Below are 24,822 nucleotides of genomic sequence, written 5' to 3' on the forward strand. Positions count from 1 at the left end.
CACCGCACGGCCCGAGAGCCGCGATCCCGAGTTCGGGGGTCGCGGCTTTTGTCATTGCCAGGCCCGCGGAATTCATCTAGCGTTGAACTCATCAGGCGATGAATTACTCAGGGAGGCACGATGACCAGCGCCATCGAGGTCGAGGACCTCGTGGTCGAGCGCGGCAAGCGTCGCGTGTTGCACGGGGTCAGCTGCGCGGCCGCGGCCGGCAGCGTCACGGGACTGCTCGGTCCCAGTGGCAGCGGCAAGACGACGCTCATCCGGGCGATCGTGGGCGTCCAGGTGGTGAAGTCGGGCACGGTCACGGTGCTCGGCGAGCCGGCCGGGGCGCCGGCTCTGCGGCGTACGGTGGGCTACGTCACCCAGGCCCCCAGCGTCTACGCCGACCTGTCGGTCCGGGAGAACGCCCGCTATTTCGCCTCGCTCTACGGCCTCGGTGCGGCCGAGGCGGACCGGGCGATCGCCGACGTCGGCCTGGCCGGCGCGGCCGGTCAGCTCGTCGGCAACCTGTCCGGCGGCCAGCGGAGCCGGGCCTCGCTGGGCTGCGCGATGATCGGCGCACCCCGCCTGCTGGTGCTCGACGAGCCCACCGTCGGGCAGGACCCGGTGCTGCGCGCCGACCTGTGGGCCAAGTTCCACGCGCTGGCCGCGGCGGGCACGACCCTGCTGGTCTCGAGCCACGTGATGGACGAGGCCGGGCGCTGCGACCGGCTGCTGCTGATCCGCGAGGGCCGGCTGATCGGCGACGACTCCCCCGCAGCGATCCGCGCCGCGGCCGGCACCGACGACCTGGAAGAGGCCTTCCTGCGCCTCATCCGCGACAGCGAGCAGGTGGCGGCATGAGCTTGCGGATCACTCTCTCCACGGCCGCGCGGATCCTGCGGCAGCTGCGGCACGACCGGCGCACGGTGGCCCTGCTGGTCGTCGTGCCGGCGGTCCTGCTGGTCCTGCTCTATTTCATGTACGACGGGGCGGGCGGCACCTTCGACCGGATCGCCCTGGTCATGCTCGGGATCTTCCCGTTCGTGATCATGTTCCTGGTGACCAGCATCGCGATGCTCCGCGAACGCACCACCGGCACCCTGGAACGGCTGCTCACCACCCCGCTGGGCAAACTCGATCTGCTCTTCGGCTACGGGCTCGCGTTCGGGCTGGCCGCGGCGGTGCAGGCCGGGGTCGCGGTGGCGGTGGCGTACTGGGCGCTGGGGCTGGACACGGTCGGCACCGCCGGGCTGGTCGTGCTGATCGCCGTGGTCAACGCCGTGCTCGGGGTGGCGCTCGGGCTGTTCTGCAGCGCCTTCGCGCGCACCGAGTTCCAGGCCGTACAGTTCCTACCGGTGGTCGTCGTGCCGCAGATCCTGCTGTGCGGGCTGTTCGTGCCGCGCGGGCAGATGGCCGGCTGGCTGCAGGCGACCTCGGACGTGCTGCCGCTGTCGTACGCGATCGAGGCGCTGACCCAGGTCGGCGCCCATCCCGACGCCACCGCGACGATGTGGCGCGACGTGACGGTCGTGACCGGTGCGGTGGTCGTCGCGCTGGTCCTGGCCGCCGCGACGCTGCGGCGCCGCACCCCCTGACAAGGAGCTCTTTTGGTACGGCGTAGCGGGCGGCGTCCGGGCAACCAGGACACCAAGCAGTCCATCCTGGAATCCGCCCGCACCGTGTTCGCCGAGGTGGGCTTCGACAAGGCCTCGGTACGGGCCATCGCCGCCGCCGCCGGGGTCGACCCGGCCCTGGTCCACCACTACTTCGGCACCAAGGAGAAGCTCTTCCTGGCCTCGATGAACTCGCCGATCAACCCGGCCGAGCTGATCCCGGAGGCGATGGCCGGCCCCCGGGAGCAGGCCGGCGAGCGGCTCGTCGCCCTGGTCCTCAGGATCTGGGACTCCCCCGCCGGCGTGGCCGCGGTGGCCCTGATGCGCTCGGCGATGAGCAACGAGTGGACCGCCCGGCTGATGCGCGAGTTCGTGGTCACCCAGGTGCTGCGCCGCGCGATCGCCGAGCTGGACATCGACGAGAAGGAGGCGCCGACCCGGGCGGCGCTGGTCGCCACCCAGATCGGCGGCCTGGCGGTGATCCGCTACCTGATCAAGGTCGAGCCGGTGGCCTCCGCCCCGGCCGAACGGCTGGTGGCCGCGATCGGCCCGACCGTGCAGCGCTATCTGACGGGTGACCTGCCGGGCGTCTTCGACGCCTGACCCGCGCCGCCGGGGCGGTGGCCGCGTTCAGGACTGGATGAAGGCCAGCAGGTCGGCGTTGATCGTCTCGGCCTGCGTGGTCGGCATCCCGTGCGGGAAACCGGGATAGGTCTTCAGCGTCCCGTTCTGCACCAGCTTGGCGGACAGCGGGGCGGAGTCGGCGTACGGCACGATCTGGTCGTCGTCGCCGTGCATCACCAGGACCGGCACGGTGATCTTCTTGAGGTCCTCGGTGAAGTCCGTCTGCGAGAAAGCGACGATGCCGTCGTAGTGGGCCTTGGCGCCGCCCATCATGCCCTGCCGCCACCAGTTCTGGATGATCGCCTCGGAGGGCTCCACGCCGGGGCGGTTGAAGCCGTAGAACGGGCCGGACGGCAGGGCCCGGTAGAAGTCGGAGCGGCCGGCGGCCAGCTGCGCCTGGAGATCGTCGAAGACGCTCTTGGGCAGGCCGCCGGGGTTGGCCTCGGTCTGCACCATCAGCGGCGGGACCGCGCTGATCAGGACCGCCTTGGCCACCCGGGACTCGCCGTGGCGGGCGATGTAGTGCACGACCTCGCCGCCGCCGGTGGAGTGCCCGACGTGCACGGCGTCGTGCAGGTCGAGGTGGGCGGTGAGGGCGGCCAGATCGTCGGCGTAGTGGTCCATGTCGTGGCCGTCGCTGGTCTGCGTGGAACGCCCGTGCCCGCGCCGGTCGTGGGCGATGACCCGGTAGCCGTGCTGGACGAAGAACAGCAGCTGGGCGTCCCAGTCGTCGGCCGACAACGGCCAGCCGTGGCTGAAGACGATCGGCTGACCCGAGCCCCAGTCCTTGTAGAAGATCTCCGTACCGTCGGATGTGGTGATCGTGCCCATGATGCCTCCATCGGTCCGGGCGGCGGTTGCGCCGACGACCATCCTGGTCCTTCTGGTCTACCGCCGGGACCACTTCCGGGTGAACATCCGATCAGCGGATTGTTTCGGCCTCACTGTCGCGGGTGCAGCGGTGGCAGAGCACGGGGTGCAGCAGGTGGGCCAGGTCGTGGCGGTCGGTCACCGGGCGCGGGAAGGCCAGCCGGGCGAGCCGGTCGCCCAGCCGGACCATGAAGCCGTACCGGTCCAGGCGCACGACCCTGGGCTCGTCGCCGGGGCGGGCGGCCGGGCCGAGCTGGCGGCGCACGTAGCCGGCCATCTCGTCGAGGTGGTGGTCGGCGAGGTCGGCGATCAGGTCGAACTCGATGGTGTGCAGCGGGTCCGGGCCGGCCAGGGCGTAGTCGTCGGGGTCGACGTCGACCAGCACGCCGTTGCGTTCGTGGCGCACCTCGGCGACCTCCATCCGGTGCAGGACCTGGGTGTCGCCCACGTCGAGCAGATCGGGGGCCGGGTCGGAGTCGGCGTAGTCCAGGGCGGCCTCGCGGGCCTGCTCGCCGGTGAGCGCCACGGCCCAGCCGGCCACCCACACCCGGCCGAGCGAGGGGGCGCCGGCGACCGGCGGTACGTCGCTGATGTCCAGCACGAGCGCGGTGTCGTCGTTGCCCTCGCTCGGGCGCAGCGCGGTGGTGAGCGCGCCGTTGCGCGGGGCCAGCAGCAGCACCCGGCCCTGGCTGTCGGTCACGTGCCAGACCGGATACGGGCCCTGCCGGCAGGCGATGTGCGCGACGGCGGGCAGGTGACCGGCGGCCAGGGTACGGGCGACCTCGGCGGGCGTGGGCTGCATGTCAGGTACCTCCGAGCACCGGTTAGGATTGCCTTAGTAAGGTGAGCCTAACCGTACAACACCCCTGATGCGAAGTGAGATCGCCCGTGAACAACTCCCGTCCCAAGGCCCGGCTCTCGCGGGCACTCGGCATTCCGCTGACCCGCAAGTGCGTGAAGTACTTCGAGAAGCGGCCGTTCCCGCCGGGCGTGCACGGCCGGGGGCGGCGCAAGGCGTCGGACTACCAGGTCCGGCTGCTGGAGAAGCAGCGCCTGCGGCATCAGTACAACATCAGCGAGGCGCAGATGCGCCGGGCCTACGAGGACGCGCACCGCAAGGAAGGCAAGACCGGCGAGAACATGGTCGCCCTGCTGGAGAGCCGGCTGGACGCCACCGTGCAGCGCGCCGGCCTGGCCCGCACCATCTATCAGGCCCGTCAGCTCGTCGCGCACGGCCACTTCCTGGTCGACGGCAAGAAGGTCGACCGCCCGTCGTACCGGCTCAGGCCCGGACAGGTCGTCGAGGTCCGGGAGACCAGCCGGCAGAAGCCGCCGTTCCAGATCGCGGCCACCGGGGCCCACCTCGACGGCCCGACCGCGCCGTATCTGTCCACGGTGGTCGAGGAGCTGCGCACCACGGTGATCCGCAAGCCGCTGCGCGCCGAGGTCCCGGTGGTCTGCGATGAGCAGCTGGTCGTCGAGTTCTACGCGCGCTGAGTCAGCGGGTCTGCTCCAGCCACGAGGCGAAGAGCTTGGCGTAGATCGAGTCCTCGTCCCGGATCAGGGTGGCGTGCGGGCCGCGTTGCACCACGCGGCCCGCGTCCACCACGATCACCTCGTCGGCGGACTGCGCGGTGGACAGCCGGTGGGCGATCGCCACGGTGGTGCGGCCGCGGGTCACGGTGTCGAGGGCCCGCTGCAGGCGCACCTCGGTGGCCGGGTCGACCGCGCTGGTCGCCTCGTCCAGCACCAGCAGGTCCGGGTCGGCCACGTAGGCGCGTACCAGAGCCACCAGCTGCCGCTCCCCCACGCTGAGCGCCTCGCCGCGCTCGCCCACCGCGGTCTGCAGGCCGAGCGGCAGCCCGGCCAGCCAGTCCGCCAGGCCCAGCTCGGTGAAGGCCCGCTGGAGATCCTCGTCGGTCAGCTCGGGCGCCGCGAAGCGGATGTTCTCGGCCACCGTCGCGTCGAACAGGAAGCCGTCCTGCGGCACCATCACCACCCGCGAGCGCAGCGACGTGAACCGCACTGAGGTCAGCGGCGTGCCGGACAGCAGCACCCGGCCGCCGGACGGGTCCATCAGCCGGGTGAGCAGCTTGGCGAACGTCGTCTTGCCGCTGCCGGTCTCGCCGACCACCGCGACCCGGGTCTTCGGCGCGATCTCGAGATCCACGTCGTCGAGCACGACCGGCCCGCCGGGGTAGTGGTACGACACGTCGGCGAAGCGCACCGACAGCGGGCCGGGCGGCAGCTCCACACCCTCGGCGTCCGGGTCGGCCACGTCCGGCTCGATGTCGAGCACGTCGAGCACCCGCCGCCAGCCGGCCACCGCGTTCTGCGCCTCGTTGAGCACCTCGGTGGCGATCTGCACCGGCTGGATGAACAACGTGACCAGGAACAGGAACGCGGTCAGCTTGCCCACGCTCAGGCCGCCGTCGACGCCGAGCAGCAGGCCCACGACCACCACGGCGGCCAGCGCCACGCCGGCCGCCAGCTCCCCGGTGGAGAAGCTGACCACGCTGGTCCGCAACGCCTTCTGCTGCGCCACCCGCAGATTGTCGATCGAGGTGTCCAGCCGCCGGCCGGTGCGCCCGGCCACCCCGTACGCGCGGATGACCGTCGCGCCGACCACGCTCTCGGCGACCGCGCCGAGCATGACGCCGGTGCGCTCGCGGACGATCCGGTAGACGCCGGCGAGCCGCTTCTGGAACAGCCGGATGACGATCACGGCCGGCAGGAACGCGGCGAACACCACCAGGGTGAGCTGCCAGGAGTAGAAGAACATGACGATCGTGGTGACCACCAGCTGCCCCGAGGTGAGCAGCAGCATCACGCCGCCGGTCTGCAGGAACTGGGTGATCTGGTCGACGTCGCCGGTGACCCGCGAGACCAGCGAACCCCGCCGCTCGGACTGCTGGTGCAGCATCGACAGATCGTGGATGTGCCGGAACGTGCGCGACCGCAGCGCGCCCAGCGCGGTCTCGCTGACCGTGAACAGCCGGCGGGTCATCGCATAACCGCAGGCCGTCGAGACGACCAGGACGGCCAGGGTCAGGCCGACGATCAGCGCGACGATGCCCAGGTCCGGCCCGCCGGGCGCGCGGATGCCGCGGTCGATGCCCTGCTGGATGGCGATCGGCACGGCGACCCGGCCGGCCATCGAGACCAGCGCGAGCGCGAGCGTGCCGATCAGGCCGGGGCGCAGCTCGGGCGAGAGCGCGACACCCCGGCGGAACGTGGCGAGGGCGCCCTCTTCGGCTTCCGGCTTCTCCAGTACTGCGGTGCTCACGCGATGACCTTGCTGTCCTCTTCGCGAACGGCCTCGGCCTGCTCGTACGCGGTGACCAGGTTGAGATAGCCGGGCTCGGTGGCCATCAGCTCGGTGTGCGTGCCGGTGGCGACCACCCGGCCGTCCTCCAGATAGACGACCAGGTCGGCGAGCGCGATCGTGGCCCGCCGGTAGGCCACCACCAGGATCGAGGCGCCGGAGTCGTGCCCGCGCAGCGAGGCCAGGATGGCCGCCTCGACCCGCGGGTCGACCGCGCTGGTGGCGTCGTCGAGCACCAGCAGGCGCGGCCGCCCGGCCAGGGCGCGGGCCAACGTCAGCCGCTGGCGCTGGCCGCCCGACAGCGACGTGCCGCGCTCGCCGACCGCGGTGTCCAGCCCCTCCGGGAGGTGGGCGACGAAGCCCTCGGCCTGGGCCTGGCGCAGCGCCGACCAGGCCACCTCGTCGTCGAGGCCCTCACGGTCCAGGGTCACGTTGCCGCGCACGGTGTCGTCGAAGACGAACGGCACCTGCGGCACGAGGGCTGCCGCCGAGGCCAGGGCGGGCACGCTCAGCTCGGCCAGCGGGGTGCCGTCGATGCAGACCGTGCCCTTGTCGGGGTCGACCAGCCGGACGGCGAGCGAGGCGATGGTCGACTTGCCCGAGCCGGTCGCGCCGACCAGGGCCACGGTGCGCCCGGCCGGGACGGTGAAGGAGACGTCGTGCAGCACCTCGGTGCCGTCGCCGTACGAGAAGTGCACATGATCGAAGGTGATCTCCGCCGGTCCGGTGCGGGCCGGGTCGGCCGAGCCGTACGCGAGGTCGCCGTCGGCGCCGAGCACCGCCTGGACCCTTTCCCAGCCGGCCACGCTGCGCGGCAGCTCGGCGACCACCCAGCCGATCGCCCGGACCGGGAAGGCCAGCACGGTGAACAGGAACGAGACGCTGACCAGCTCGGCCACGCTGATCGCGCCGGACTGCAGCCGCCACGCGCCGAGCATCAGCACGGCCAGCGTGCCGACGCTGGGCAGGCTGTCCATCACCGGGTCGAACAGGCCGCGCAGCCGGCCGACCGAGATCAGCGCGTCGCGCAGCTCGCTCACGTGCACGGCGAAGCGCCGGGACTCGTCGGCCTCGCGGCCCATGGTCTTGACCACCAGCGCGCCGTCGAAGCTCTCGTGGGCGACCGCGCTGACCTTGCCGCGCAGCTGCTGGGCGCGGATCTGCCGGGGTGACATCCGGCGCGAGTAGACCAGGTTGAGGCCGAACAGCGCCGGGAAGAGGCAGACGCCGACCATGGCCAGGACCCAATCGGTGAGGAACAGCGAGACCAGCGCGGCGGCGATCATCACGATGGTGCCGACCGCGAACGGCAACGGCGCGATCGGCACGAAGGCCGCCTCGACGTCCGAGTTGGCGTTCGACAGCAGCGTGCCGGTGGCGTGCCGCTGGTGCCAGGCGGGCGGCAGGGCCAGATAGCGCCGGGTCACCGCGCGGCGGTAGCGGGCCTGGAGCCGGAACTGCATGTAGCCCGCGCCCAGCCGGCGGCCGAAGATGCTGGCCACCCGCAGCACCGCGATGCCGATGAACGCGGCGGCGATCAGCGCCAGCTCGCCGGCGCCGGCCCGGTGCTCGGCGAACGCGGGCACGACGACGTTGCCGATCACCCCGCCCACCACGTACGAGTTCGCGATGACGAGCAGGCCGAACAGGCTGCTGCCGATGGTGCCGATGACGAAGAGCCGGGGTTCGGTCCGGATCGCCCGGCCGAGCACGCGCAGGCCTCTGCCCAGCACGTCACGACTGGCCCTCGTGGTCAAAGTCCCCCGCCCTGCGGTAAGTGCCGACCGGCTGTTCCTGCCTTACCGGTCCATCCTGCCGAACCGACCGCGAAACGCCACAGATTTATATTGTGGCAACAAGCACACTGACGTGCAGCCCGGACCGAGCCGCCGGGCGGGAGACCCGCACCACGCCTACCATCGGCACATGACCGACTACGCGCGCGCGGAGCGCCGGCAGCTCGCCGACCTGCTGCACCAGGTGGGCCCGGACCTGGCCACGGTGTGCACGGGGTGGACCACCCGGGACCTCGCGGCGCACCTGGTGGTGCGCGAACGGCGGCCGGACGCCATGGTCGGCATGCTGATCCCGCCGCTGGCCGGGCACGGCGAGCACGTACGGCTGGCCAAGGCCGCCCAGCCGTACGCGGAGATCATCCAGGAGGTGCGCACCCCGCCCTGGTGGAGCCCGGTCAGCAACCCCCTGGTCGACTCGCTGAGCAACACCGTCGAGTTCTTCATCCACCACGAGGACGTCCGGCGGGCCACGCCCGGCTTCACCCGCCGCGGCCTGGAGCACGGCGAGCAGCAGGCGATCTGGAACGCCACCAAGTTCACCGCCCGGCTGGCCCTGCGCAAGGTCGGCTTCGGTGTGCAGGTCGACGCGCCCGGTTTCGGGTCATTGCGGATCGGCGGCGGCGAGCCCCGGGCGACCGTCACCGGTGAGCCGGGTGAGCTGGCCCTGTTCGTCTCCGGCCGGCAGCGGGTGGCCGAGGTGCAGGTCACCGGGGAGTCCGACGCGGTGGCGAAGCTGACGACCGCCGCGATCGGCCTCTGACCCGGCTACTCCCGAGTGTCGGAGACCCAGTTCGGGTCGCTGTGGTCCGACCGTGGGCCGACCACCGCACCGGCCAGCTCGTCCAGCAGCCCGAGCCGGGCCGGATCCAGTTGTACGCCGAGGCTCGCGACGTTCTCGTCGACCCGCGCGGCGCGCCGGGTGCCCGGGATCGGCACGACCGGCAGCCCCAGCTGCTCACCTCGGAGGCGCAGCCAGGCCAGCGCCACCTGGGCCGGGGTCGCGCCCACCTCGCCGGCCACCCCGCGCACGCCGTCCACCACGGCCTGATTGCGGTCGAACGCGGCGCCGGAGAAGCGGGACAACCCGGCCCGCCAGTCCCCCGCGATCGCCGCCTGGTCGAGAGTGCCGGTGAGGAAACCTCGGCCCAGCGGCGAGTACGGCACGAAGCCCACCCCGAGCTCAGCGGCGGCCGGCACCACGGCCCGCTCCACGTCCCGGCTCCACAGCGACCACTCGCTCTGCACGGCGGCGATCGGGTGCACCGCGTACGCCTGCCGCAGCTCGGTGGCGGTCACCTCGGACAGGCCCAGGTGGCGTACCTTGCCGGCGCGGACCAGCTCGGCCATCGCCGCGACGGTCTCCTCGATCGGCACCCGTACGTCGCGGCGGTGCATGTAGTAGAGGTCGATGACGTCGATGCCCAACCGGCTCAGGCTGGCGTCGCAGGCCTGGCGCACGTACGCGGCGTCGCCCCGGGTGGCCATGGTGGTCAGGTCGCCGTCCTCGGTGGTGATGCCGAACTTGGTGGCCAGCGTCACCTCGTCGCGGCGGTCGGCCAGCAGCCGGCCCAGCAGGCGCTCGTTGCTGCCGGCGCCGTACAGGTCGGCGGTGTCGAGAAAGGTCACCCCGGCGTCCACGGCGTGGTGCAGGGTGGCGAGCGACTCGTCCTCCTGCGCGGGGCCGTACACGTCGGCGAGGCCCATCGCTCCGTAGCCGAGGGCGCTCACGATCAGGCCGTCGCCCAGCTCGATGGTGTGCATGAGGACTCCTAGGAGCAGAGGCGCTGAAGCGCCGCGGTGACCTCGCCGACGGGCTCGCCGTCGCAGTCGAGGCCTCTGTCGATCAGGTCCCGGTAGTGCTCGATCTTGTCGTCGACCAGCCGCAGGTCCTCGGCGAGCTGCTCCTGCTGCCGGCGGATCGCGGCGCGCTGCTGCTCGAGCAGCGACATCCGGCGCCCGTGCGAGGCCGCGCCCTCCCCGGCCATCCGGACGAAGTCGCGCACCTCGGCGACCGGCATGCCGGTGCGGCGCAGCGCCTGGATGAGGCGCAGGAAACCGATCGACGCCTCGTCGTAGCGGCGCCGGCCCTCGGCGTCGCGGCCCACCGGTGGCAGCAGGCCTTCCTTCTCGTACCAGCGCAGCGTGTCCATGCTCAGGCCGGTGCGCTGGGAGACGGCGCGGATGCCCATGCCGGGCTCCCGGGTCACGGTCGTCATGCCGGCGACGCTATCCGCTGGAGTGCACTCCAGCGCAAACATTCTCAGTCGTCGGCGAGCAGCGCCGGGATGCCCGCGCGGCAGACGATCTCGAACTTCACCCGGTCCTTGCCGCCGCCGCCCTGGGCGCGGAACTCACCCTCGGCGTCGTCGTCCTGCAGGCCGCGGTCCTGCTCGTGCAGCTCGTAGCCCTGCCGCGGCGACATGCTCACCACCTCGGGACGGGTGCCCACGCAGCGACCGACGACCGTGCCCGCCCGGGTCGGGAAGGTCTGGGTGGGCGGGGCGACCGAAGCCGCCGCCGACGGCGTGACCGGCGGGCGGCTGCCGGAGCCCTGCGCGGCCGACGGCGACACGGCGACCTGGCGGGCCAGTTCGTCCGCCACCTCGGCGGCGCTCAGCGGGCGGGTCTCCGGCGTGGTCAGCCCGTTACCGATGACACTGACCGCCGCGAGACCGACCAGCACGGCGAGCACCGCCGCGCCGAGCCAGCCGGCGGTCACCAGCAGCATTCGACGATTCACCTGACCGACTATGCCGGGCGCCACCCTAAGCCGGGCCCGCAGGGACGCTAAGGGACGGTTAAGAGCGTCATCGCGCCCGGGGTGCCGGGTTACCGTGCAGCGTGGCCCACCTCCTGCTGATCGAGGACGACTCGGCGATCCGTACCACTCTGCTGCGCGCCCTGCGCGAGCGCGGCCATGCCGTGGCCGCCTCGCACACCGCGATGGACGGCCTGCGCACCGCCCTGGCCGAGCGACCCGACCTGGTCGTGCTCGACCTCGGGCTGCCCGACCTGGACGGCCGGGAGCTGCTGCGGATGCTGCGCGCGGTCAGCGCGATGCCGGTCATCGTGGCGACCGCCCGCGACGACGAGGAGGAGATCGTCCGGGTGCTGGACGCGGGCGCCGACGACTACATCGTCAAACCGTTCACCGCGGCGCAGCTCGACGCCCGGGTGCGCGCGGTGCTGCGCCGCGGCGGCGTGACCGGCGCCGAACCGGTGGCGCTGGCCGTCGGTGGGCTGCGCATCGACGCGGGCGCGCGCACGGCCACCCTGGACGGTGCCGACCTCGACCTGACGCCCCGCGAGTTCGACCTGCTGCACCACCTGGCGACCCGGGCCGGGCAGGTGGTGAGCAAGCGGGAACTGCTGAGCGAGGTGTGGCAGGTCCCGTACGGCGGCGCCGACAAGACGGTCGACGTGCACCTGTCGTGGCTGCGCCGCAAGCTCGGTGAGACCGCCCAGGAGCCACGTTACCTGCACACGGTCCGCGGGGTGGGAGTCCGGCTGAGCGGTCCGGCATGAGACGGCGGCTGACTCTGCTGGTCGCGGCCACCACCTGCCTGGTGCTCCTCGCCTTCCTGGTGCCGCTCGCGCTGCTGATCCGCCAGGTCACCGAGGACCGGGCGATCAGCCGGGCCAACGACGTGCTGCAGACGATCGTGCCGCAGATCGGCACCAGCGATCCCGGGTCGCTGGCCCTGACCGTGCAGGGGCTGCCGCTGCCGGTCAGCGTCTTCCCGCCGGACGGCCCGGTGCTGGGCGCGGCGGCCGACCGCACCCCGGCCGTGCGGCTGGCCCAGGCCAACGGCCGGTCCTTCACCGTGGACACCGACACCGGCCGGGAGATCGTGGTGCCGGTGCTCAGCGGCGACGCGACGTACGTGCTGCGGACCGTGGTCCCGGCCGCGGAGCTCACCGGCGGGGTGGCCCGGTCCTGGCTGGTGCTGGCCGGGCTCGGCCTGGCCCTGGTGCTGCTCGGGCTGGTGGTGGCCGACCGGCTGGCCCGCAGCATCGTGGCGCCGATCGCCGACCTGTCCGCGGTCTCGCACCGGCTGGCCCGGGCCGAGCTGACCGCCCGGGCGAGCCCGTCCGGCCCGCGCGAGGTGCGCGAGGTCGCCGTCGCGCTGAACCATCTCGCCGGGCGCATCCAGGACCTGCTGCGCGAGGAACGCGAGCAGGTCGCCGACCTGTCGCACCGGCTGCGCACGCCGCTGACGGCGCTGCGGCTGGAGGCCGAGTCGCTGCGCGACGAGGAGGAGGCCGCACGGGTCTCGGCCGCCGCGGACAGCATCGAGCGGGCGGTCACGGCGGTGATCCAGCAGGCCCGCCGGCGCGGCGGCGACCGCGCGGCCGCGGCCGACGCCACCGCGGTGGTCGCGGACCGGGTCGCCTTCTGGACGGTGCTGGCCGAGGACACCGATCGAGAGGTACGGCGTGAGCTCCCGTCGGCCCCCCTGCCGGTGGCACTGCCGGCCGACGACCTGGCGGCGGCGCTGGACGCCCTGCTCGGCAACGTTTTCGCGCACACCCCGGACGGCACCGCCCTGGTCGTGTCGCTGACCGGACGCCCGGGCGGCGGGGCGGTGCTGACCGTCGACGACTCGGGCCCGGGCTTCCCGGCCGAGGCGCTGCGCCGCGGTGCGTCCGGCAGTGGCTCGACCGGCCTGGGGCTGGACATCGCCCGCCGGGCCGCCGAAGCCGGTGGCGGCACCCTGCAGGTGGGGACCGCCCCGGGCGGCGGCGCGCGGGTCCGGCTGGAACTGGCCGCGGTAAAGCGGTTGCCGCCCGATTGATCCTCTGTTGTCCTGACGGGCATGTCGATGTTCGATGACCCCGGCCTGTTCGGGCGCCAGTGGGCCGCCGCGTACGACGCGACGGACAACCCCGACCCGGCCGCGGCCGTGGACTTCCTCGCCGGGATCGCCGACGGCGGCCCGGTGCTGGAGCTCGCCATCGGCACCGGCCGGGTGGCCCTGCCGCTGGCGGCCCGCGGCCTGCGCGTCGAAGGGGTGGAGGGCTCCCCCGAGATGGTGGCCAAGCTGCGCGCCAAGCCCGGCGGCGCCGACCTGCCGGTGGTCATCGGCGACATGGCCGACGTCGCCGTCCGGGGCCGGTTCCCGCTGGCCTACCTGGTCTTCAACACCCTGTTCAACCTGGTCGACGCCGACCGGCAGGCGGTCTGCTTCCGCAACGTCGCCCGGGTGCTGACCCCCGGCGGCGCGTTCGTCATCGAGGCGTTCGTGCCCAACCCGGCCGACTTCGAACGCGACGAGCAGCACCCGCAGATCCGCTCGGTGACCGAGGACGAGGCCTCGCTGCGGCTGCACCGCTACGACCGCGCCGCGCAGACGTACATCCGCCAGAACGTGAGCTTCACCCCGGGCGGCGTCCAGCTGCAGCCGTTCGGCCTGCGCTACCTGTGGCCGGAGCAGATCGACCGGCTGGCCGCCCAGGCCGGCCTGCACCTGGAGGCCCGCTACGCCGACTGGCACCGCCGCCCGTTCGACGCGACGAGCACCGACCACGTCTCCGTCTACCGGCTCGGAACGGGCTTAACCCGCTCTTAGCGATCGCACAGCGCGGCCATAGCGCGCCGGGCGCGAACCTGTCGGTGTTCCGTTCACGACACCGGAGGTTTTCATGATCAGGCTTCGTACCGCTTCCGCCCTCGCCGCCGGCGCGGTGGCCGCGCTCGCTCTCGGCGGCACGGCGATGGCGGCGGGCAGTGACGACACTGCGGGTACGGCGATCGTCGCCGCGCCGGCGCCGTCGGCCTCCACCGACTCCCCCGTGCCTTCGTCCTCGGTCCCGTCCTCGGCGGATCCGTCCTCGTCGGCTTCCTCGGCGCCCGCGGCCGCCGATGCCGTCAGCCTGGACGCCGCCGAGGAGATCGCGGTCAAGGCGGCCGGCGGTGGCCAGGTCACCGACAGCGAGCGGGAGACCGAGCACGGCCGCGCGGTCTGGGACATCGAGGTCCAGGCCGGTGCGGTCGAGCACGACATCGACGTGGACCGCGCCAGCGGCGAGGTGCTGCGGCACGAGACCGACGACAACGACGGTCCGGACTCCGGCGACGACTCGGATGACGACTCCGACGACGACGGCTCGGACGACTGACGCCGTACCGCGGCAGGAGCGGAGCCCCGGACCTGGTGGTCCGGGGCTCCGTCGCGTTGCGCGAAGGTCAGCTGCCGACGTAGAGCAGGCGGTTCGGCGAGCCGGTGCCCGGGCTCGTCACCACGCCCGTGGTGGCCGTGTTGACCAGGGTGTCGCGCACCTGGGCCGGGGTCAGCGACGGGCTGCCCGCCAGCACCAGGGCCGCGGCCCCGGCCACGTGCGGCGAGGCCATGGACGTGCCGCTGATCGAGTTGGTCGCGGTGTTGCTGCTGTACCAGTCCGAGGTGATGGCCGAGCCCGGCGCGAAGATGTCCAGGCAGGTGCCGTAGTTCGAGTACGAGGCGCGGGCGTCGGTGCTCGTGGTGGCGCCGACGGTGATGGCCGAGGCGACCCGCGACGGCGAGGAGTTGCAGGCGTTCGCGCTCGAGTTGCCGGCCGCCAGCGCGTACGTGACACCCGAGCTGATCGAGTTGGCCACCGCGTTGTCGAGCGCGGTGCTGACGCCGCCGCCGAGGCTCATGTTGGCCACGGCCGGCTTGACAGCGTTCTGGGTGACCCAGTTGACGCCGGCGATGACCCCGGCGTTGGTGCCGCTGCCGGAGCAGTTGAGCACCCGGACGCCGACGAGCTTGACGGCCTTCGCGACGCCGTACGTGGCGCCACCGACCGTGCCGGCGACGTGCGTGCCGTGGCCGTTGCAGTCCACCCCGCCGGTACCGACGGCGTCGTAGCCCACCCGGGCCCGGCCCCCGAAGTCGTTGTGCGTGTACTTGATGCCGGTGTCGATGATGTACGCCGTCACGTTGCTCGCCGTGGTGGTGTACGTGTACGTGGTGCTCAGCGGCCGGGCCCGCTGGTCGATGCGGTCGATGCCCCAGGTGGCGCCGGTCTGCGTGGCGAGCAGCGAGACCCGCTGGTTCTGCTCGACGTAGGCGACGCTCGGGTCGGCGGCGAGCCGCTTGGCCGCGGCCTCGCTCATCCCGGCCTCGAATCCGTTGAGCGCCGCGCCGAACGTGCGGCGGACCTCCGCGCCGTAGCCGCGGGCCAGGCTCGACGACTTGTCGCCGACGGCCGCCACGCGGTTGGTCTTCGCGACCGCGCTGTCCTTGAGAACCACGATGTAGCTGCCGGCCACCGCGTCGGCGGTGCCGGCGAGCCGGATCTGCCCGGTGGCGGGGGCTGCCGTCGCCGGGGTCACCGTCGCGACGGTCGTCGTTGCCACGACGAGCACACTCACGGCCAGGAACCGGCCGCTTCGGGGGCGTCGAATCGCCATGCTCTTCCTCTCTCGCGCCTGCAGACCCGTGTCCTGGGCTTGTGGCCCACCCGGTCCGTTGAGCTGAGATTAGGGGCACGACGTCGACATTCCTCTATATCGAAAGGGCCATACCGCCGCGGGTAAAGGATCTTCGGGAGGGACCCGGTTAGGATCACCTGTGCAGGTCCAACCACCGCACTCTGGCCCTCGCGACGCCCGGGCAATACTCTGCGGTAACACGGCTGTCACGTAATCCCCCATAGACGCAAAGAGGCGGCGCCCGATGGCTCTCGAGGTTCCCTACCGGTCGATCCCGGACATGTTCCTGCAACGTGTGCAGGCGACCCCGAACGGTCAGGCCTTCGCCGTACCGACGGCGAACGACACCGCGATCAGCTGGCTGACCTGGTCGCAGGTCGGCGAGCGGGCCACGGCGATCGCCGCCGGACTGGCCGGGCTCGGCGTGGGCCTGGAGGACCGGGTCTCGATCCTGTCCGGCACCCGCCTCGAATGGGTCCTGGTCGACCTCGGCATCAACTGCGCCGGCGCGGCGACCACCACGGTCTACCCCACCACCGAGCCCGAGGACGCGGCCTACATCGTGGCCGACTCCGGCTCCAAGGTGCTGGTGGCGGAGAACCCGCAGCAGGCCCTGAAGCTGGCCGGCGCGGACACCTCGGTCACCCACGTGGTGCTGATCGACGGCCTGGCCGACGCGAACGCCACCCCGCCGCAGCTCACCCTGGCCGAGCTCGAGCAGCGCGGCCGGGCGGCGCTCACCGAGCAGCCCGACCTGGTGGAGCGGATCGTCGAGGGCGTCGGCCCCGACAACGTGGCCACCCTGATCTACACCTCCGGCACGACCGGCCGGCCCAAGGGCGTGCAGCTGCTGCACCGCGGCTGGACGTGGGAGGGCGTGGCGCAGGCCGACCTGGGCCTGTTCGAGTCGACCGACCTGCAATATCTGTGGCTGCCGCTGTCGCACTCGTTCGGCAAGACCCTGCTCTGCGGCATCCTGCACGTGGGCGTGCCGACGTACGTCGACGGGCGGGTCGACAAGCTGGTCGACATGCTCGCGGTGGTGCAGCCGACGCTGATGTGCGCGGCGCCCCGGATCTTCGAGAAGGTCTACAACAAGACGGTGACGACCGCGCTGAGCGCCGGCGGCGCCAAGGCCAAGATCTTCGGCTGGGCGGTCGGCGTGGGCAAGCAGAAGGTCGCCCTGGAGCAGGCCGGCAAGCCGGTCGGCGGGGTGCTCAAGGCCAAGTACGCGGTCGCCGAGAAGCTGGTCTTCAGCAAGCTGCAGCAGCGCCTCGGCGGCCGGCTGCGGGTGCTGGTCTCCGGCTCGGCCCCGCTGAGCCGCGACATCGCGGAATTCTTCGCGGCGGCGAACCTGCCCATCATGGAGGGCTACGGTCTCACCGAGTCCAGCGCGGCCAACTTCGTCAACCGGATGGGCAAGCTCAAGATCGGTACGGTCGGCCAGCCGCTGGGCGACCTGGAATGCCGCATCGACAGCGACGGCGAGATCCTGCTGCGCGGCGCCCCGGTCATGCGCGGCTACCACAACCTGCCCAAGGAGACCGAGGAGTCGTTCACCGAGGACGGCTTCTTCCGTACCGGCGACATCGGCGAGCTGGACGGCGACGGCTACCTCAAGATCACCGACCGCAAGAAGGACCTGGTCAAGACCTCCGGCGGCAAGTACATCGCCCCGTCGGCGATCGAGGGCATGTTCAAGGCGGTCTGCCCGTACACGTCGCAGGCGGTCGTCGTGGGCCAGGCCCGCAACTACGTGACGATGCTGATCTCGCTGGACGAGGAAGCGATCGCGGGCTGGGCGGCCGGTGGCCCGCTGGCCGGCAAGAGCTACCGCGAGATCGTCACCGCGGCCGAGACGGAAGCGCTGATCGCGGGATACATCGAGGAGCTCAACGGCAAGCTGAACCGGTGGGAGACCATCAAGAAGTTCGCCATCCTGCCCCGCGACCTGAGCATCGAGCAGGGCGAGATCACCCCGTCGATGAAGATCAAGCGGCGCAGCGTGGAGACCAACTTCGCCGAGCAGATCGACAAGATGTACGCCGGGACGCTCGTCCAGATGTAGCTGTGCACCGAGCAGCACCGAGCGCCGTGATCTCCGATCGCGGCGCTCGTGCCTTTCCGCGGGTCAGATCAGCCAGACGCCGTCGCGCATCAGGGTGCGGTCCTTGAGCTCGTTCTCCTCGCGCCAGGCCTGGATGCGGTCCGGGCGCAGGAGCAGGTAGAGGTAGGTGCCGCCGGCGCTGCGCGGATCCCAGTCGGTGCCGGTCGCGTAGCCGTCGGCCACCCAGGACGGCACCTGCGCCACCGGGAAGGTCTCCTCCAGCACCGCGTCGATCATGACGACGTCGCGGGTCCCGCCCAGGGCCAGCCGAGCCGTGCCGGTCGCCGCGATGTTCGTGGCCGTGCGGGACCTGCCGTCGGTGGCCAGGACGATCCGCTCGCGCAGCCAGGCCAGGGTGAGCGGAACCAGGTACGGCCCGTCGGCGGCGCCGGTCGCCACCCAGGCGTCGGCGACCGGGGCGGTCAGTTTGGCCAGGACGTCTGCTCGGCGGATCGCCGGCGGGCGCGGCTCCGGGAGGGTCATGACAGCTGGAGGAGGACCAGGACGGTGCCGTCCTCCGCGATCAGCTTGCCGTCGCCCACGCCCTTGACCTCCTGCGGGTCCGTCCTGATGTCTGTCACCGGGCGGGTGTGGCCCGGGTTGCGGCCGATGTGCTGACCATCCGCGGTGTAGCCGACATAGTAGGGCTGATCCACATCCGGGGCCACGCCGAGCAGGGCGCCGCAGACGGCCTTCGCTGCGGCGAGGTCGCGTGAGCACCCTGGACCAGGTGGCGCGGTGCTTCGCGGCCGCATCTGCGGGCGGTGGCGCACCGGAGGCTCGGCTCGGCCGGCGACGCCAACGGACGCGGCGAGCCAACCAGGCAGCGAGCCAACCGGGCAGCGAGCCGGCCGGACAGAGGTCAGGCGATGACGGCGGGCGTGCGCCAGGCCGGCCGGGCGGCGCGGTCCAAGTCGTGGCGGACCGACGCGATCCGGCGGACCGCTTCCCGCAAATCGTCGGCGGGCAGGGCGAACGGCAGCCGGATGAAGCGTTCGAGGGTGCCGTCCAAACCGAAGCGGGGTCCGGGCGCGAGCCGTACGCCGACGTCCTCGGCCGCCCGGGCCAGCGCGCTGGAGATCGGTCCGTCGAGTTCCGCCCACAGCATCACCCCGCCGGCCGGCACCGTGAAGCGCCACTCCGGCAGGTGCTCGGCCAGCGCCGCGACCAGCGCGTCCCGCCGGGATGAGAGCTCCGCGCGGCGGGCCGCGACGATGGTTTCCGCGTCCCGCAGCAGGTGGCACGCCACCAGTTGTTCGAGGACCGGGCTGGCCATGTCGACGCCGACGCGCAGGGCGGCCAGGCGTTGCACCAGCGGCGCGGACGCACGGACCCAGCCGATCCGCAGGCCACCCCAGTAGGCCTTGCTCATGCCGCCGATCGAGACGACCCGGGAGTGCCGGTCGAAGACGGCCACCGGCGGCGGGACCGGCGTGCCGTCCAGCGGCAGGTCCACGAAGGACTCGTCGACGACCAGCTCGGTGCCGGTGGCGTGGGCCGCGGCGACCAGGCGTTCGCGGAGGTCGGCGGGCATCAGGTGGCCGGTCGGGTTCTGGAATTCCGGGATCACGTACGCCAGCCGGGGCCGGGTCTGGCGCAGCGCCCCGAGCAGCATCTCGCCGTCCCAGCCGGCGGCCGCGTCGAGGCCGTGCGTGTTGATCCGGGCGCGGCGCGCGGAGAGAGCGGCCAGGGCGTTCGGGTATGTCGGCGACTCGACCAGCACCGTCGCGCCGGCCGGGACGGACAGGCGCAGCACCAGGTCGAGGGCGTGCTGCGTACCGCTGGTGATCAGGATCTGCTCCGGGCTGGTCGGCACGCCGCGGGCGGTGTAGCCGGCCGCGACGGTCTCGCGCAGCTCCATCAGGCCGGTCGGGTGATAGCCGGCGCTGCCGAGGAAACGCGGCAGGTCGTCGGCGGCGGCCCGCGCAGCGGGCACGAGCTCGACCGGCGCGGCCGATGCGGCCACACCCAGGTCGATCATGTCCATGTCGTCGTCCGGCGTCCACAGGCCCGAGGAGGCGACCCGATGGCCGTTCGGCAGGGTGGTCCAGCTGCCGGCGCCGCGCCGGCTGGTCAGGTGGCCGGTCTCGCGGAGCGAGCGGTACGCGGCAGTGACGGTCGTCCGGCTGATGCCCAGCGCCTCGGCGAGCTCCCGTTCCGCGGGGAGCCGGACGCCCAGCGGCAACCGGCTGTCGGTGAGCAGACCCCGGATCGCCCCGGCCAGCGCGGCGTAGTCGGGACTGCGGTGCCGCCCCGGTAGCGAGTGCCACTGACCGAGCAGCCGAGCCAATTGGCCCCCGCGAACCGATGTCGTCATGGCCACCTCCGGCAAATTGGCTCTTTGATCGCCGCTAATTGGCCTTCAGAGTGGCACTTATGAGTCGTCTGAGCAACCTCGTTCCGGCCGGCACCCGCCTGCCCCGCCGCGTGACCCAGCTCTTCGCGGGCCTGGTCCTGTACGGCATAAGCATGGCTTTCATGGTGGAGAGCGACCTCGGGCTGAACCCGTGGGACGTTTTCCACCAGGGTGTGTCGAAGGCCACCGGCGTCAGCTTCGGCTGGGTGGTGCTGCTGACCGGCATCCCGGTCCTGCTCCTGTGGATCCCGCTGCGGCAGCGCCCCGGCTTCGGCACGATCGCCAATCTGGTGGTGATCGGCTTCGCGGCCGACGGCGCCCTGGCGGTGCTGACCCCGGGCGGATCGATGGCGATGCGGATCACCTACCTGGTGGTGGGGATCGCGCTGAACGGGGTCGCGACGGCGATGTACATCGGTGCCCGGTTCGGGCCGGGACCGCGCGACGGGCTGATGACCGGGATCGTCAACCGGTGGCCGCGGCTGTCCATCCGGGTGGTCCGGACGAGCATCGAGGTGCTGGTGCTGGGTGTGGGGGTGCTGCTGGGCGGCACGATCGGGTTCGGCACGGTGGCGTACGCGCTGGGCATCGGGCCGCTGGTGCAGTTGTTCATGCCGGTCTTCGCCGTGCCGGCGGCGGCTGACGATCCGGCCGCGGCGACAGAGGGCGAACCGCAGCCGGGCACGCCCCAGATCGCGCCGGCCGTGGCGGCCTGACACCAATCCCGGCCGGAACACAACGCTCCCGGCCGAAGCACGGCGCTCCCGGCCGAAGCACAGCCGTCCCGGCCGGAGCACAGCGCTGCCGACTGGAGCACAGCGAGCCCAGACCGGACGCGGCCTCGCGGTGGCGCCGTGGCGATCGCGCCACTCGCGGGGTCGGCGAAGCGGGCGATATGTCCGGGCGGGCGGACACAGCTTGGTGATCATCACGACACAATCGCTTTCCGGTTCGGCGGGCGCACGGCATCATGGCGACATGGGGGCTGGCGACTGGCATTGGAACGACGCTTGGATCTTCGTGTCCGCGGTCATCGCCGAGCGCCTGGAGCGCGACCGGGCCCTGCACGCGGCGCTCCCGGTGACCGGCGCGAGCCTGGCTGACGTGCTGGCCGCGGCCGACTTCCTGCACCACAGCGTGCCCAGCCGGTCCGAGCTGGAGGACGCCGTGCGCCGCCTGGCCGGGGCCGGCCTGCTCACGGTGGACGACGACCTGGTCGAGGTCGCACCGGCGGGCGAGCAGCTGTGGCGCACCCGGCCGTTCAGCGGTCTGTCTTCGGCGGTCGTGACGCTGCAGACGCAGCTGAACCGGGCGGCCACCCCGGGCGAGTCCGACTGGAAGCTCGACGAGCGCACCTACAACGCGGCCGTCCGCGAATACTCCCTGCGCCTGGCCGACGGCCGCTGACCGAACCAGCCCCACGCCCCGGCCACCCCGAGCAGCGCCAGGTAGCCGGCCTGGGCCCGGCCGCCGAACCGCGCCGCCGGGCGGCGCCGACCAGCCCGGACCTCCAGGCCGAACTGCCGGACCCGGCCGCCGGCCCCCGGACGGAGAGCCGTCGCTCAGCGGACCGGATTGCCCGCCGCCCGCAGACTCTCCTTGACCTCACCGATCGTCAGCTCTCCGAAGTGGAAGACACTGGCCGCCAGCACCGCGTCCGCCCCCGCCGCCACCGCCGGCGGGAAGTGCTGCACAGCCCCCGCCCCGCCACTGGCGATCACCGGGATGTCGACCACCGCCCGGACCGCCGCGATCAGCTCCAGGTCGAAACCCGCCTTGGTCCCGTCCGCGTCCATCGAGTTGAGCAGGATCTCCCCCGCGCCCAGCTCGGCCGCCCGGCGCGCCCACTCCACCGCGTCCAGCCCGGCGCTCTTACGACCGCCGTGGGTCGTCACCTCCCAGCCGCTGGGGTGCTCCGGGGTCGGCCCGGACGGCAACCGGCGCACGTCGAGGGAGAGCACCAGCACCTGGTTGCCGAAGCGGTCGGCGATCTCCGCGATCAGCTCCGGCCGGTGAATCGCCGCCGTGTTGACACCGACCTTGTCGGCCCCGGCGCGCAGCAGCGTGTCGACGTTGTCGACCGAGCGGACACCGCCGCCGACCGTCAGCGGGATGAAGACCGATTCCGCCGTGCGACGGACCACGTCGAGCATGGTGCCGCGGTCGTCGGACGACGCCGTCACGTCCAGGAACGTCAGCTCGTCGGCTCCGGCGGCGTCGTAGGCCGCGGCCAGCTCCACCGGGTCGCCCGCGTCGCGCAGGTCGACGAAGTTGACTCCTTTGACCACCCGTCCCGCGTCCACGTCGAGACAGGGAATCACCCGCACCGCCACCGTCATGCCCCAACCCTATCGAGCGGCCGGTCCGCCGGCTCCGGAGTATCCACAGGCCGGGCCGGGCCCAGTACGCCGATCAGGACGCCGCCGATCACGAGCACTCCGCCGACCACGTCGGTCGCGTGCACGGTCTCGTCCAGCAGCAGGGCCGCCGAGGCGAGGCCGAAGATCGGCACCAGCATCGAGAACGGGGCGACCGTCGATGCGCCGTACCGTCTGATCAGGGCGCCCCAGGCGCCGAAGCCGGCCAGGGTCGAGATCAGCGCGACGTACAGCAGCGCGCCGACCGCCGGGACGTTGATCGCGCGCAGCGCGGCCAGGTCCGTGGCCGGGCCTTCGACGATCAGTGAGAGCACCGCGAGCGGGAGGGTCGCCAGCGCGCTGACCCAGATCATGAAGCGCAGTGTGTCGGTCGGCGCCGCCTGCCGGGTGGCCACGTTGGACAGGCCCCAGGCCACCGCCGCGCCGAGGACCAGGCCGAATGCGCCGGCCGGCAATCCGTCCGCGCCCAGCCGGACGGCGACGATCCCGATGCCGAGGGCCGCCACGGCCAGCCCGGCGACGCGGCGCCGGCCGGGGCGTTCGCGCAGCAGCAGCACCGCGAAGACCGTCGTGAACACCGCCTGGCTCTGCAGGACCAGGGAGCTGAGGCCGGCCGGCATGCCGGCGGCCATCCCGGCGAAGAGCAGGGAGAACTTCACCACCCCGAGGGTGAGGGCGACGGCGATCACCCACCGCCAGCGGGTGGGTGGCCGCCCGGCGAACAGCACCGCGGGGAACGCGGCCAGCAGGAACCGCAGCGCCGAGAACAGCAGGGGCGGGAAGTGGTCCAGGCCGATGTCGATCACGACGAAATTGACGCCCCAGGCGGCGGCCACGGCCACGGCGAGAGCGATGTCACGTGGTTTCACCAGCCCAGCCTCACCGCCGGTGATGCTGAAGCACCAGCGAATAATGCTACAGCGACGATGTAGCGTGACTACATGATCGATCTGGGTCGGCTCCGCGCCCTGCACGCCGTGGCCAGCTACGGGACGGTGCTGGCGGCCGGCGAGGCGTTGCACTGCACGCCGTCGGCCGTGTCGCAGCAGCTGGCCAAGCTGGAACGCGAGACCGGGGCCACCCTGGTGGAGAAGGACGGCCGCCGGCTGCGGCTGACCGAGGCCGGGCGGGTGCTCGCCGGTCACGCCGAGCGGGTGCTGGCCAGTGTCGACGAGGCCGAGGCGGCTCTGGCGGCGCATCGGGACACGGTCATCGGCCGGCTGGAGGTGGCGGCCTTCGCGACGGCGTGCCGGGCGCTGCTGCCGTACGCGTTGCACCGGCTGGCCACCGAGCACCCGCAGCTGACGACGGGCCTGGTGGAGGTCAGCCCGCACGAGGGCCTGGACATGCTGCGGCGCGGGCATGTGGATCTGGCGGTGCTGGACGACTGGCCGGAGGTGGCGCTGCGCTATCCGCCCGGGGTCACCCATCTGGAGCTCGGCCGGGACACGGCTGATCTGGTCGTGCCGGACGGCCACCGGTTCGCGGCGGGTCGTGAGGTGCGGCTGGCACAGTTGCGCGACGAGCGGTGGATCGCGGCCAAGGCCGGGGACATCTGTCACGAGTGGCTGATCCGGGTCGTGCCGGGGGTGCGGCCGGACTTCCACGTGGGCGAGTTCGAGACGCAGCTGACCCTGATCGCGGCGGGCCTCGGGATCGCGGTCATCCCGCGGCTGGCCCGGCCGCCGCTGCCGGCCGGGGTGCGGGTGGTGCCGGTGCGGCCGGGGCCGGCCCGGCGGGTGGTGGTGGCCTGGCGGGAGGCCTCGGCGGCGCGGCCCGCGGTGCCGGCCGCCGTCGCGGTCCTGCGGGAGGCGTGGCTCCGCCACGAGACGGCACGCTAGACGGTCAGCGTGCGGATCCGGTCGGCCTCGGCCAGCTGCAGGTCGATGCCGCGGCGCAGGAAACCGGTGATCAGGGCGAGCTCTTCCGGGGAGTACGCGGCCAGCACCCGGCGCCCGGCCCGCTCGACCGGACCGTAGACGCGACCGATCAGCTCCTCGGCGTGCGGGGTCAGCGCGACCACGGCCCGCCGCCGGTCGTTGTCGTCCACCGTACGGGTCAGGTGACCCGCCGCGGCCAGCCGCTGGATCGCCGTGCTGGTCGCCGCCGGGCTGAGGTCGGCCGCGCCGGCCAGCGCCGTGGCGGACATGGTGCCGGCGGTGTGGATCAGGCCCAGGATGCGCAGGTCGGTGCGGTTCACCCCGAAGGCGGCCGCCGCCGCCTCGTCGACCACGTCGGCCGCGGCCCCGAAGTCCGCCGCGGCCCGGGCCGCCTCGTCGCGCAGGTCCGCGCTCAGTTGCTTCGACACTCGAAGGAGTCTACCCTCGACCGGAAAGCTTCGATAATCGAAGGGA

At 72.6% G+C, this 24,822-nt stretch carries 26 protein-coding genes; 13 read left to right on the top strand and 13 right to left on the bottom strand.

All coding sequences use genetic code 11. From position 1 onward, the window contains the following. Positions 1–120: 120 nt before the first annotated feature. Genes ACWEOZ_RS18945 through ACWEOZ_RS18955 form a run of 3 tightly spaced genes read left to right on the top strand, consistent with a single transcriptional unit; the run spans position 121 to position 2,198 of the window. On the top strand, positions 121–843 hold the full coding sequence (locus ACWEOZ_RS18945; RefSeq protein WP_451911986.1) for an ABC transporter ATP-binding protein: 723 nt from the start codon (positions 121–123) through the stop codon (positions 841–843). Continuing rightward, complete coding sequence (locus tag ACWEOZ_RS18950) at positions 840–1,577, top strand: ABC transporter permease (RefSeq protein WP_451911987.1); 738 nt, start codon at positions 840–842, stop codon at positions 1,575–1,577. The genes ACWEOZ_RS18945 and ACWEOZ_RS18950 overlap by 4 nt, the downstream gene beginning before the upstream one ends. Before the next feature lie 12 nt (positions 1,578–1,589). Beyond that, on the top strand, positions 1,590–2,198 hold the full coding sequence (locus ACWEOZ_RS18955; protein WP_451911988.1) for a TetR/AcrR family transcriptional regulator: 609 nt from the start codon (positions 1,590–1,592) through the stop codon (positions 2,196–2,198). Between the two features lie 27 nt (positions 2,199–2,225). On the opposite strand, the gene ACWEOZ_RS18960 is transcribed toward ACWEOZ_RS18955, so the two are convergent. Together ACWEOZ_RS18960 and ACWEOZ_RS18965 are read right to left on the bottom strand one after the other, a co-directional pair. Next, complete coding sequence (locus ACWEOZ_RS18960) at positions 2,226–3,050, bottom strand: alpha/beta fold hydrolase (RefSeq protein ID WP_451911989.1); 825 nt, start codon at positions 3,048–3,050, stop codon at positions 2,226–2,228. A gap of 91 nt (positions 3,051–3,141) precedes the next feature. Next, complete coding sequence (locus ACWEOZ_RS18965; protein WP_451911990.1) at positions 3,142–3,891, bottom strand: DUF2470 domain-containing protein; 750 nt, start codon at positions 3,889–3,891, stop codon at positions 3,142–3,144. Between the two features lie 86 nt (positions 3,892–3,977). On the opposite strand from ACWEOZ_RS18965, the gene rpsD reads away from it, so the two are divergent. Further along, positions 3,978–4,586: a 30S ribosomal protein S4 gene (rpsD, locus tag ACWEOZ_RS18970; protein WP_451911991.1), complete on the top strand. Its 609-nt coding sequence runs from the start codon at positions 3,978–3,980 to the stop codon at positions 4,584–4,586. A 1-nt stretch (position 4,587) separates the two neighbouring features. Here the strand turns inward: rpsD and ACWEOZ_RS18975 are convergent, their stop codons facing one another. Together ACWEOZ_RS18975 and ACWEOZ_RS18980 are read right to left on the bottom strand one after the other, a co-directional pair. Next, positions 4,588–6,375: an ABC transporter ATP-binding protein gene (locus ACWEOZ_RS18975; RefSeq protein ID WP_451911992.1), complete on the bottom strand. Its 1,788-nt coding sequence runs from the start codon at positions 6,373–6,375 to the stop codon at positions 4,588–4,590. Next, positions 6,372–8,171 carry an ABC transporter ATP-binding protein gene (locus ACWEOZ_RS18980; protein WP_451911993.1) on the bottom strand — a complete coding sequence of 600 codons (1,800 nt, stop codon included), beginning with the start codon at positions 8,169–8,171 and terminating at the stop codon, positions 6,372–6,374. Before ACWEOZ_RS18980 ends, ACWEOZ_RS18975 begins: the two co-directional genes overlap by 4 nt. 169 nt (positions 8,172–8,340) lie before the next feature. Between ACWEOZ_RS18980 and ACWEOZ_RS18985 the strand changes: the two genes are divergently transcribed. Then, complete coding sequence (locus tag ACWEOZ_RS18985) at positions 8,341–8,970, top strand: TIGR03085 family metal-binding protein (protein ID WP_451911994.1); 630 nt, start codon at positions 8,341–8,343, stop codon at positions 8,968–8,970. Between the two features lie 5 nt (positions 8,971–8,975). On the opposite strand, the gene ACWEOZ_RS18990 is transcribed toward ACWEOZ_RS18985, so the two are convergent. From ACWEOZ_RS18990 to ACWEOZ_RS19000, 3 genes are read right to left on the bottom strand one after another with little or no spacing between them, the layout of a single operon-like run. Next, entirely contained in the window at positions 8,976–9,971 is a 996-nt protein-coding gene (locus tag ACWEOZ_RS18990; protein ID WP_451911995.1) for an aldo/keto reductase, read from the bottom strand. An 8-nt stretch (positions 9,972–9,979) separates the two neighbouring features. Further along, complete coding sequence (locus tag ACWEOZ_RS18995) at positions 9,980–10,426, bottom strand: MerR family transcriptional regulator (protein WP_451911996.1); 447 nt, start codon at positions 10,424–10,426, stop codon at positions 9,980–9,982. A gap of 44 nt (positions 10,427–10,470) precedes the next feature. Next, complete coding sequence (locus tag ACWEOZ_RS19000; RefSeq protein ID WP_451911997.1) at positions 10,471–10,950, bottom strand: hypothetical protein; 480 nt, start codon at positions 10,948–10,950, stop codon at positions 10,471–10,473. A 101-nt stretch (positions 10,951–11,051) separates the two neighbouring features. On the opposite strand from ACWEOZ_RS19000, the gene ACWEOZ_RS19005 reads away from it, so the two are divergent. From ACWEOZ_RS19005 to ACWEOZ_RS19020, 4 genes are all read left to right on the top strand, one after another. After that, positions 11,052–11,735: a response regulator gene (locus ACWEOZ_RS19005; protein ID WP_433726753.1), complete on the top strand. Its 684-nt coding sequence runs from the start codon at positions 11,052–11,054 to the stop codon at positions 11,733–11,735. Further along, entirely contained in the window at positions 11,732–13,006 is a 1,275-nt protein-coding gene (locus tag ACWEOZ_RS19010) for a sensor histidine kinase (RefSeq protein WP_451911998.1), read from the top strand. Before ACWEOZ_RS19005 ends, ACWEOZ_RS19010 begins: the two co-directional genes overlap by 4 nt. A gap of 21 nt (positions 13,007–13,027) precedes the next feature. Continuing rightward, the gene (locus ACWEOZ_RS19015) at positions 13,028–13,780 is read left to right on the top strand and encodes a class I SAM-dependent methyltransferase (RefSeq protein ID WP_451911999.1); all 753 of its coding nucleotides are present in this window, start codon (positions 13,028–13,030) and stop codon (positions 13,778–13,780) included. 73 nt (positions 13,781–13,853) lie between these two features. Further along, positions 13,854–14,330, top strand: coding sequence for a PepSY domain-containing protein (locus ACWEOZ_RS19020; RefSeq protein WP_451912000.1), 477 nt, complete (start codon positions 13,854–13,856; stop codon positions 14,328–14,330). A 67-nt stretch (positions 14,331–14,397) separates the two neighbouring features. Here the strand turns inward: ACWEOZ_RS19020 and ACWEOZ_RS19025 are convergent, their stop codons facing one another. Further along, the gene (locus ACWEOZ_RS19025; protein WP_451912001.1) at positions 14,398–15,606 is read right to left on the bottom strand and encodes a S8 family peptidase; all 1,209 of its coding nucleotides are present in this window, start codon (positions 15,604–15,606) and stop codon (positions 14,398–14,400) included. A gap of 265 nt (positions 15,607–15,871) precedes the next feature. Here ACWEOZ_RS19025 and ACWEOZ_RS19030 point away from each other — a divergent pair, with 265 nt between their 5' ends. Continuing rightward, positions 15,872–17,695, top strand: coding sequence for an AMP-dependent synthetase/ligase (locus ACWEOZ_RS19030; protein ID WP_451912002.1), 1,824 nt, complete (start codon positions 15,872–15,874; stop codon positions 17,693–17,695). Between the two features lie 63 nt (positions 17,696–17,758). On the opposite strand, the gene ACWEOZ_RS19035 is transcribed toward ACWEOZ_RS19030, so the two are convergent. Both ACWEOZ_RS19035 and yczR read right to left on the bottom strand, forming a co-directional pair. Further along, complete coding sequence (locus tag ACWEOZ_RS19035; RefSeq protein ID WP_451912003.1) at positions 17,759–18,217, bottom strand: pyridoxamine 5'-phosphate oxidase family protein; 459 nt, start codon at positions 18,215–18,217, stop codon at positions 17,759–17,761. Between the two features lie 379 nt (positions 18,218–18,596). Beyond that, entirely contained in the window at positions 18,597–20,051 is a 1,455-nt protein-coding gene (gene yczR / locus ACWEOZ_RS19040) for a MocR-like transcription factor YczR (RefSeq protein ID WP_451912004.1), read from the bottom strand. A gap of 59 nt (positions 20,052–20,110) precedes the next feature. Between yczR and yczE the strand changes: the two genes are divergently transcribed. Both yczE and ACWEOZ_RS19050 read left to right on the top strand, forming a co-directional pair. Then, complete coding sequence (gene yczE / locus ACWEOZ_RS19045; protein WP_451912005.1) at positions 20,111–20,806, top strand: membrane protein YczE; 696 nt, start codon at positions 20,111–20,113, stop codon at positions 20,804–20,806. A gap of 262 nt (positions 20,807–21,068) precedes the next feature. Next, entirely contained in the window at positions 21,069–21,497 is a 429-nt protein-coding gene (locus tag ACWEOZ_RS19050; protein ID WP_451912006.1) for a hypothetical protein, read from the top strand. A gap of 155 nt (positions 21,498–21,652) precedes the next feature. On the opposite strand, the gene hisF is transcribed toward ACWEOZ_RS19050, so the two are convergent. Together hisF and ACWEOZ_RS19060 are read right to left on the bottom strand one after the other, a co-directional pair. Then, a complete protein-coding gene (hisF, locus tag ACWEOZ_RS19055) occupies positions 21,653–22,429 on the bottom strand; it encodes an imidazole glycerol phosphate synthase subunit HisF (protein ID WP_451912007.1) in 777 nt (258 codons plus the stop codon). Then, positions 22,426–23,337 (bottom strand): EamA family transporter, encoded by a 912-nt coding sequence (locus ACWEOZ_RS19060; RefSeq protein WP_451912008.1) that lies wholly within the window; start codon positions 23,335–23,337, stop codon positions 22,426–22,428. The genes hisF and ACWEOZ_RS19060 overlap by 4 nt, the downstream gene beginning before the upstream one ends. Positions 23,338–23,409: 72 nt before the next feature. Between ACWEOZ_RS19060 and ACWEOZ_RS19065 the strand changes: the two genes are divergently transcribed. Further along, on the top strand, positions 23,410–24,309 hold the full coding sequence (locus ACWEOZ_RS19065; RefSeq protein ID WP_451912009.1) for a LysR substrate-binding domain-containing protein: 900 nt from the start codon (positions 23,410–23,412) through the stop codon (positions 24,307–24,309). Here ACWEOZ_RS19065 and ACWEOZ_RS19070 read toward each other — a convergent pair. Beyond that, the gene (locus ACWEOZ_RS19070; protein WP_451912010.1) at positions 24,306–24,776 is read right to left on the bottom strand and encodes a MarR family winged helix-turn-helix transcriptional regulator; all 471 of its coding nucleotides are present in this window, start codon (positions 24,774–24,776) and stop codon (positions 24,306–24,308) included. The two genes, ACWEOZ_RS19065 and ACWEOZ_RS19070, sit on opposite strands and share 4 nt — an antisense overlap. Positions 24,777–24,822: the final 46 nt, after the last annotated feature.

This window comes from Actinoplanes sp. NPDC004185 (assembly GCF_053603475.1).

Excerpts from the sequence above, each read along its gene's own strand:
- ACWEOZ_RS18965 (WP_451911990.1), bottom strand. The coding sequence starts at position 3,891 with ATGCAGCCCACGCCCGCCGAGGTCGCCCGTACCCTGGCCGCCGGTCAC.
- ACWEOZ_RS19030 (WP_451912002.1), top strand. The coding sequence starts at position 15,872 with ATGGCTCTCGAGGTTCCCTACCGGTCGATCCCGGACATGTTCCTGCAA.
- ACWEOZ_RS18945 (WP_451911986.1), top strand. The coding sequence starts at position 121 with ATGACCAGCGCCATCGAGGTCGAGGACCTCGTGGTCGAGCGCGGCAAG.
- ACWEOZ_RS19010 (WP_451911998.1), top strand. The coding sequence starts at position 11,732 with ATGAGACGGCGGCTGACTCTGCTGGTCGCGGCCACCACCTGCCTGGTG.
- ACWEOZ_RS18985 (WP_451911994.1), top strand. The coding sequence starts at position 8,341 with ATGACCGACTACGCGCGCGCGGAGCGCCGGCAGCTCGCCGACCTGCTG.
- ACWEOZ_RS19015 (WP_451911999.1), top strand. The coding sequence starts at position 13,028 with ATGTCGATGTTCGATGACCCCGGCCTGTTCGGGCGCCAGTGGGCCGCC.
- ACWEOZ_RS19065 (WP_451912009.1), top strand. The coding sequence starts at position 23,410 with ATGATCGATCTGGGTCGGCTCCGCGCCCTGCACGCCGTGGCCAGCTAC.
- ACWEOZ_RS18990 (WP_451911995.1), bottom strand. The coding sequence starts at position 9,971 with ATGCACACCATCGAGCTGGGCGACGGCCTGATCGTGAGCGCCCTCGGC.
- ACWEOZ_RS19035 (WP_451912003.1), bottom strand. The coding sequence starts at position 18,217 with ATGACCCTCCCGGAGCCGCGCCCGCCGGCGATCCGCCGAGCAGACGTC.
- ACWEOZ_RS18995 (WP_451911996.1), bottom strand. The coding sequence starts at position 10,426 with ATGACGACCGTGACCCGGGAGCCCGGCATGGGCATCCGCGCCGTCTCC.
- ACWEOZ_RS19050 (WP_451912006.1), top strand. The coding sequence starts at position 21,069 with ATGGGGGCTGGCGACTGGCATTGGAACGACGCTTGGATCTTCGTGTCC.
- yczR (WP_451912004.1), bottom strand. The coding sequence starts at position 20,051 with ATGACGACATCGGTTCGCGGGGGCCAATTGGCTCGGCTGCTCGGTCAG.
- ACWEOZ_RS18950 (WP_451911987.1), top strand. The coding sequence starts at position 840 with ATGAGCTTGCGGATCACTCTCTCCACGGCCGCGCGGATCCTGCGGCAG.
- ACWEOZ_RS19025 (WP_451912001.1), bottom strand. The coding sequence starts at position 15,606 with ATGGCGATTCGACGCCCCCGAAGCGGCCGGTTCCTGGCCGTGAGTGTG.
- ACWEOZ_RS18960 (WP_451911989.1), bottom strand. The coding sequence starts at position 3,050 with ATGGGCACGATCACCACATCCGACGGTACGGAGATCTTCTACAAGGAC.
- yczE (WP_451912005.1), top strand. The coding sequence starts at position 20,111 with ATGAGTCGTCTGAGCAACCTCGTTCCGGCCGGCACCCGCCTGCCCCGC.
- hisF (WP_451912007.1), bottom strand. The coding sequence starts at position 22,429 with ATGACGGTGGCGGTGCGGGTGATTCCCTGTCTCGACGTGGACGCGGGA.
- ACWEOZ_RS19020 (WP_451912000.1), top strand. The coding sequence starts at position 13,854 with ATGATCAGGCTTCGTACCGCTTCCGCCCTCGCCGCCGGCGCGGTGGCC.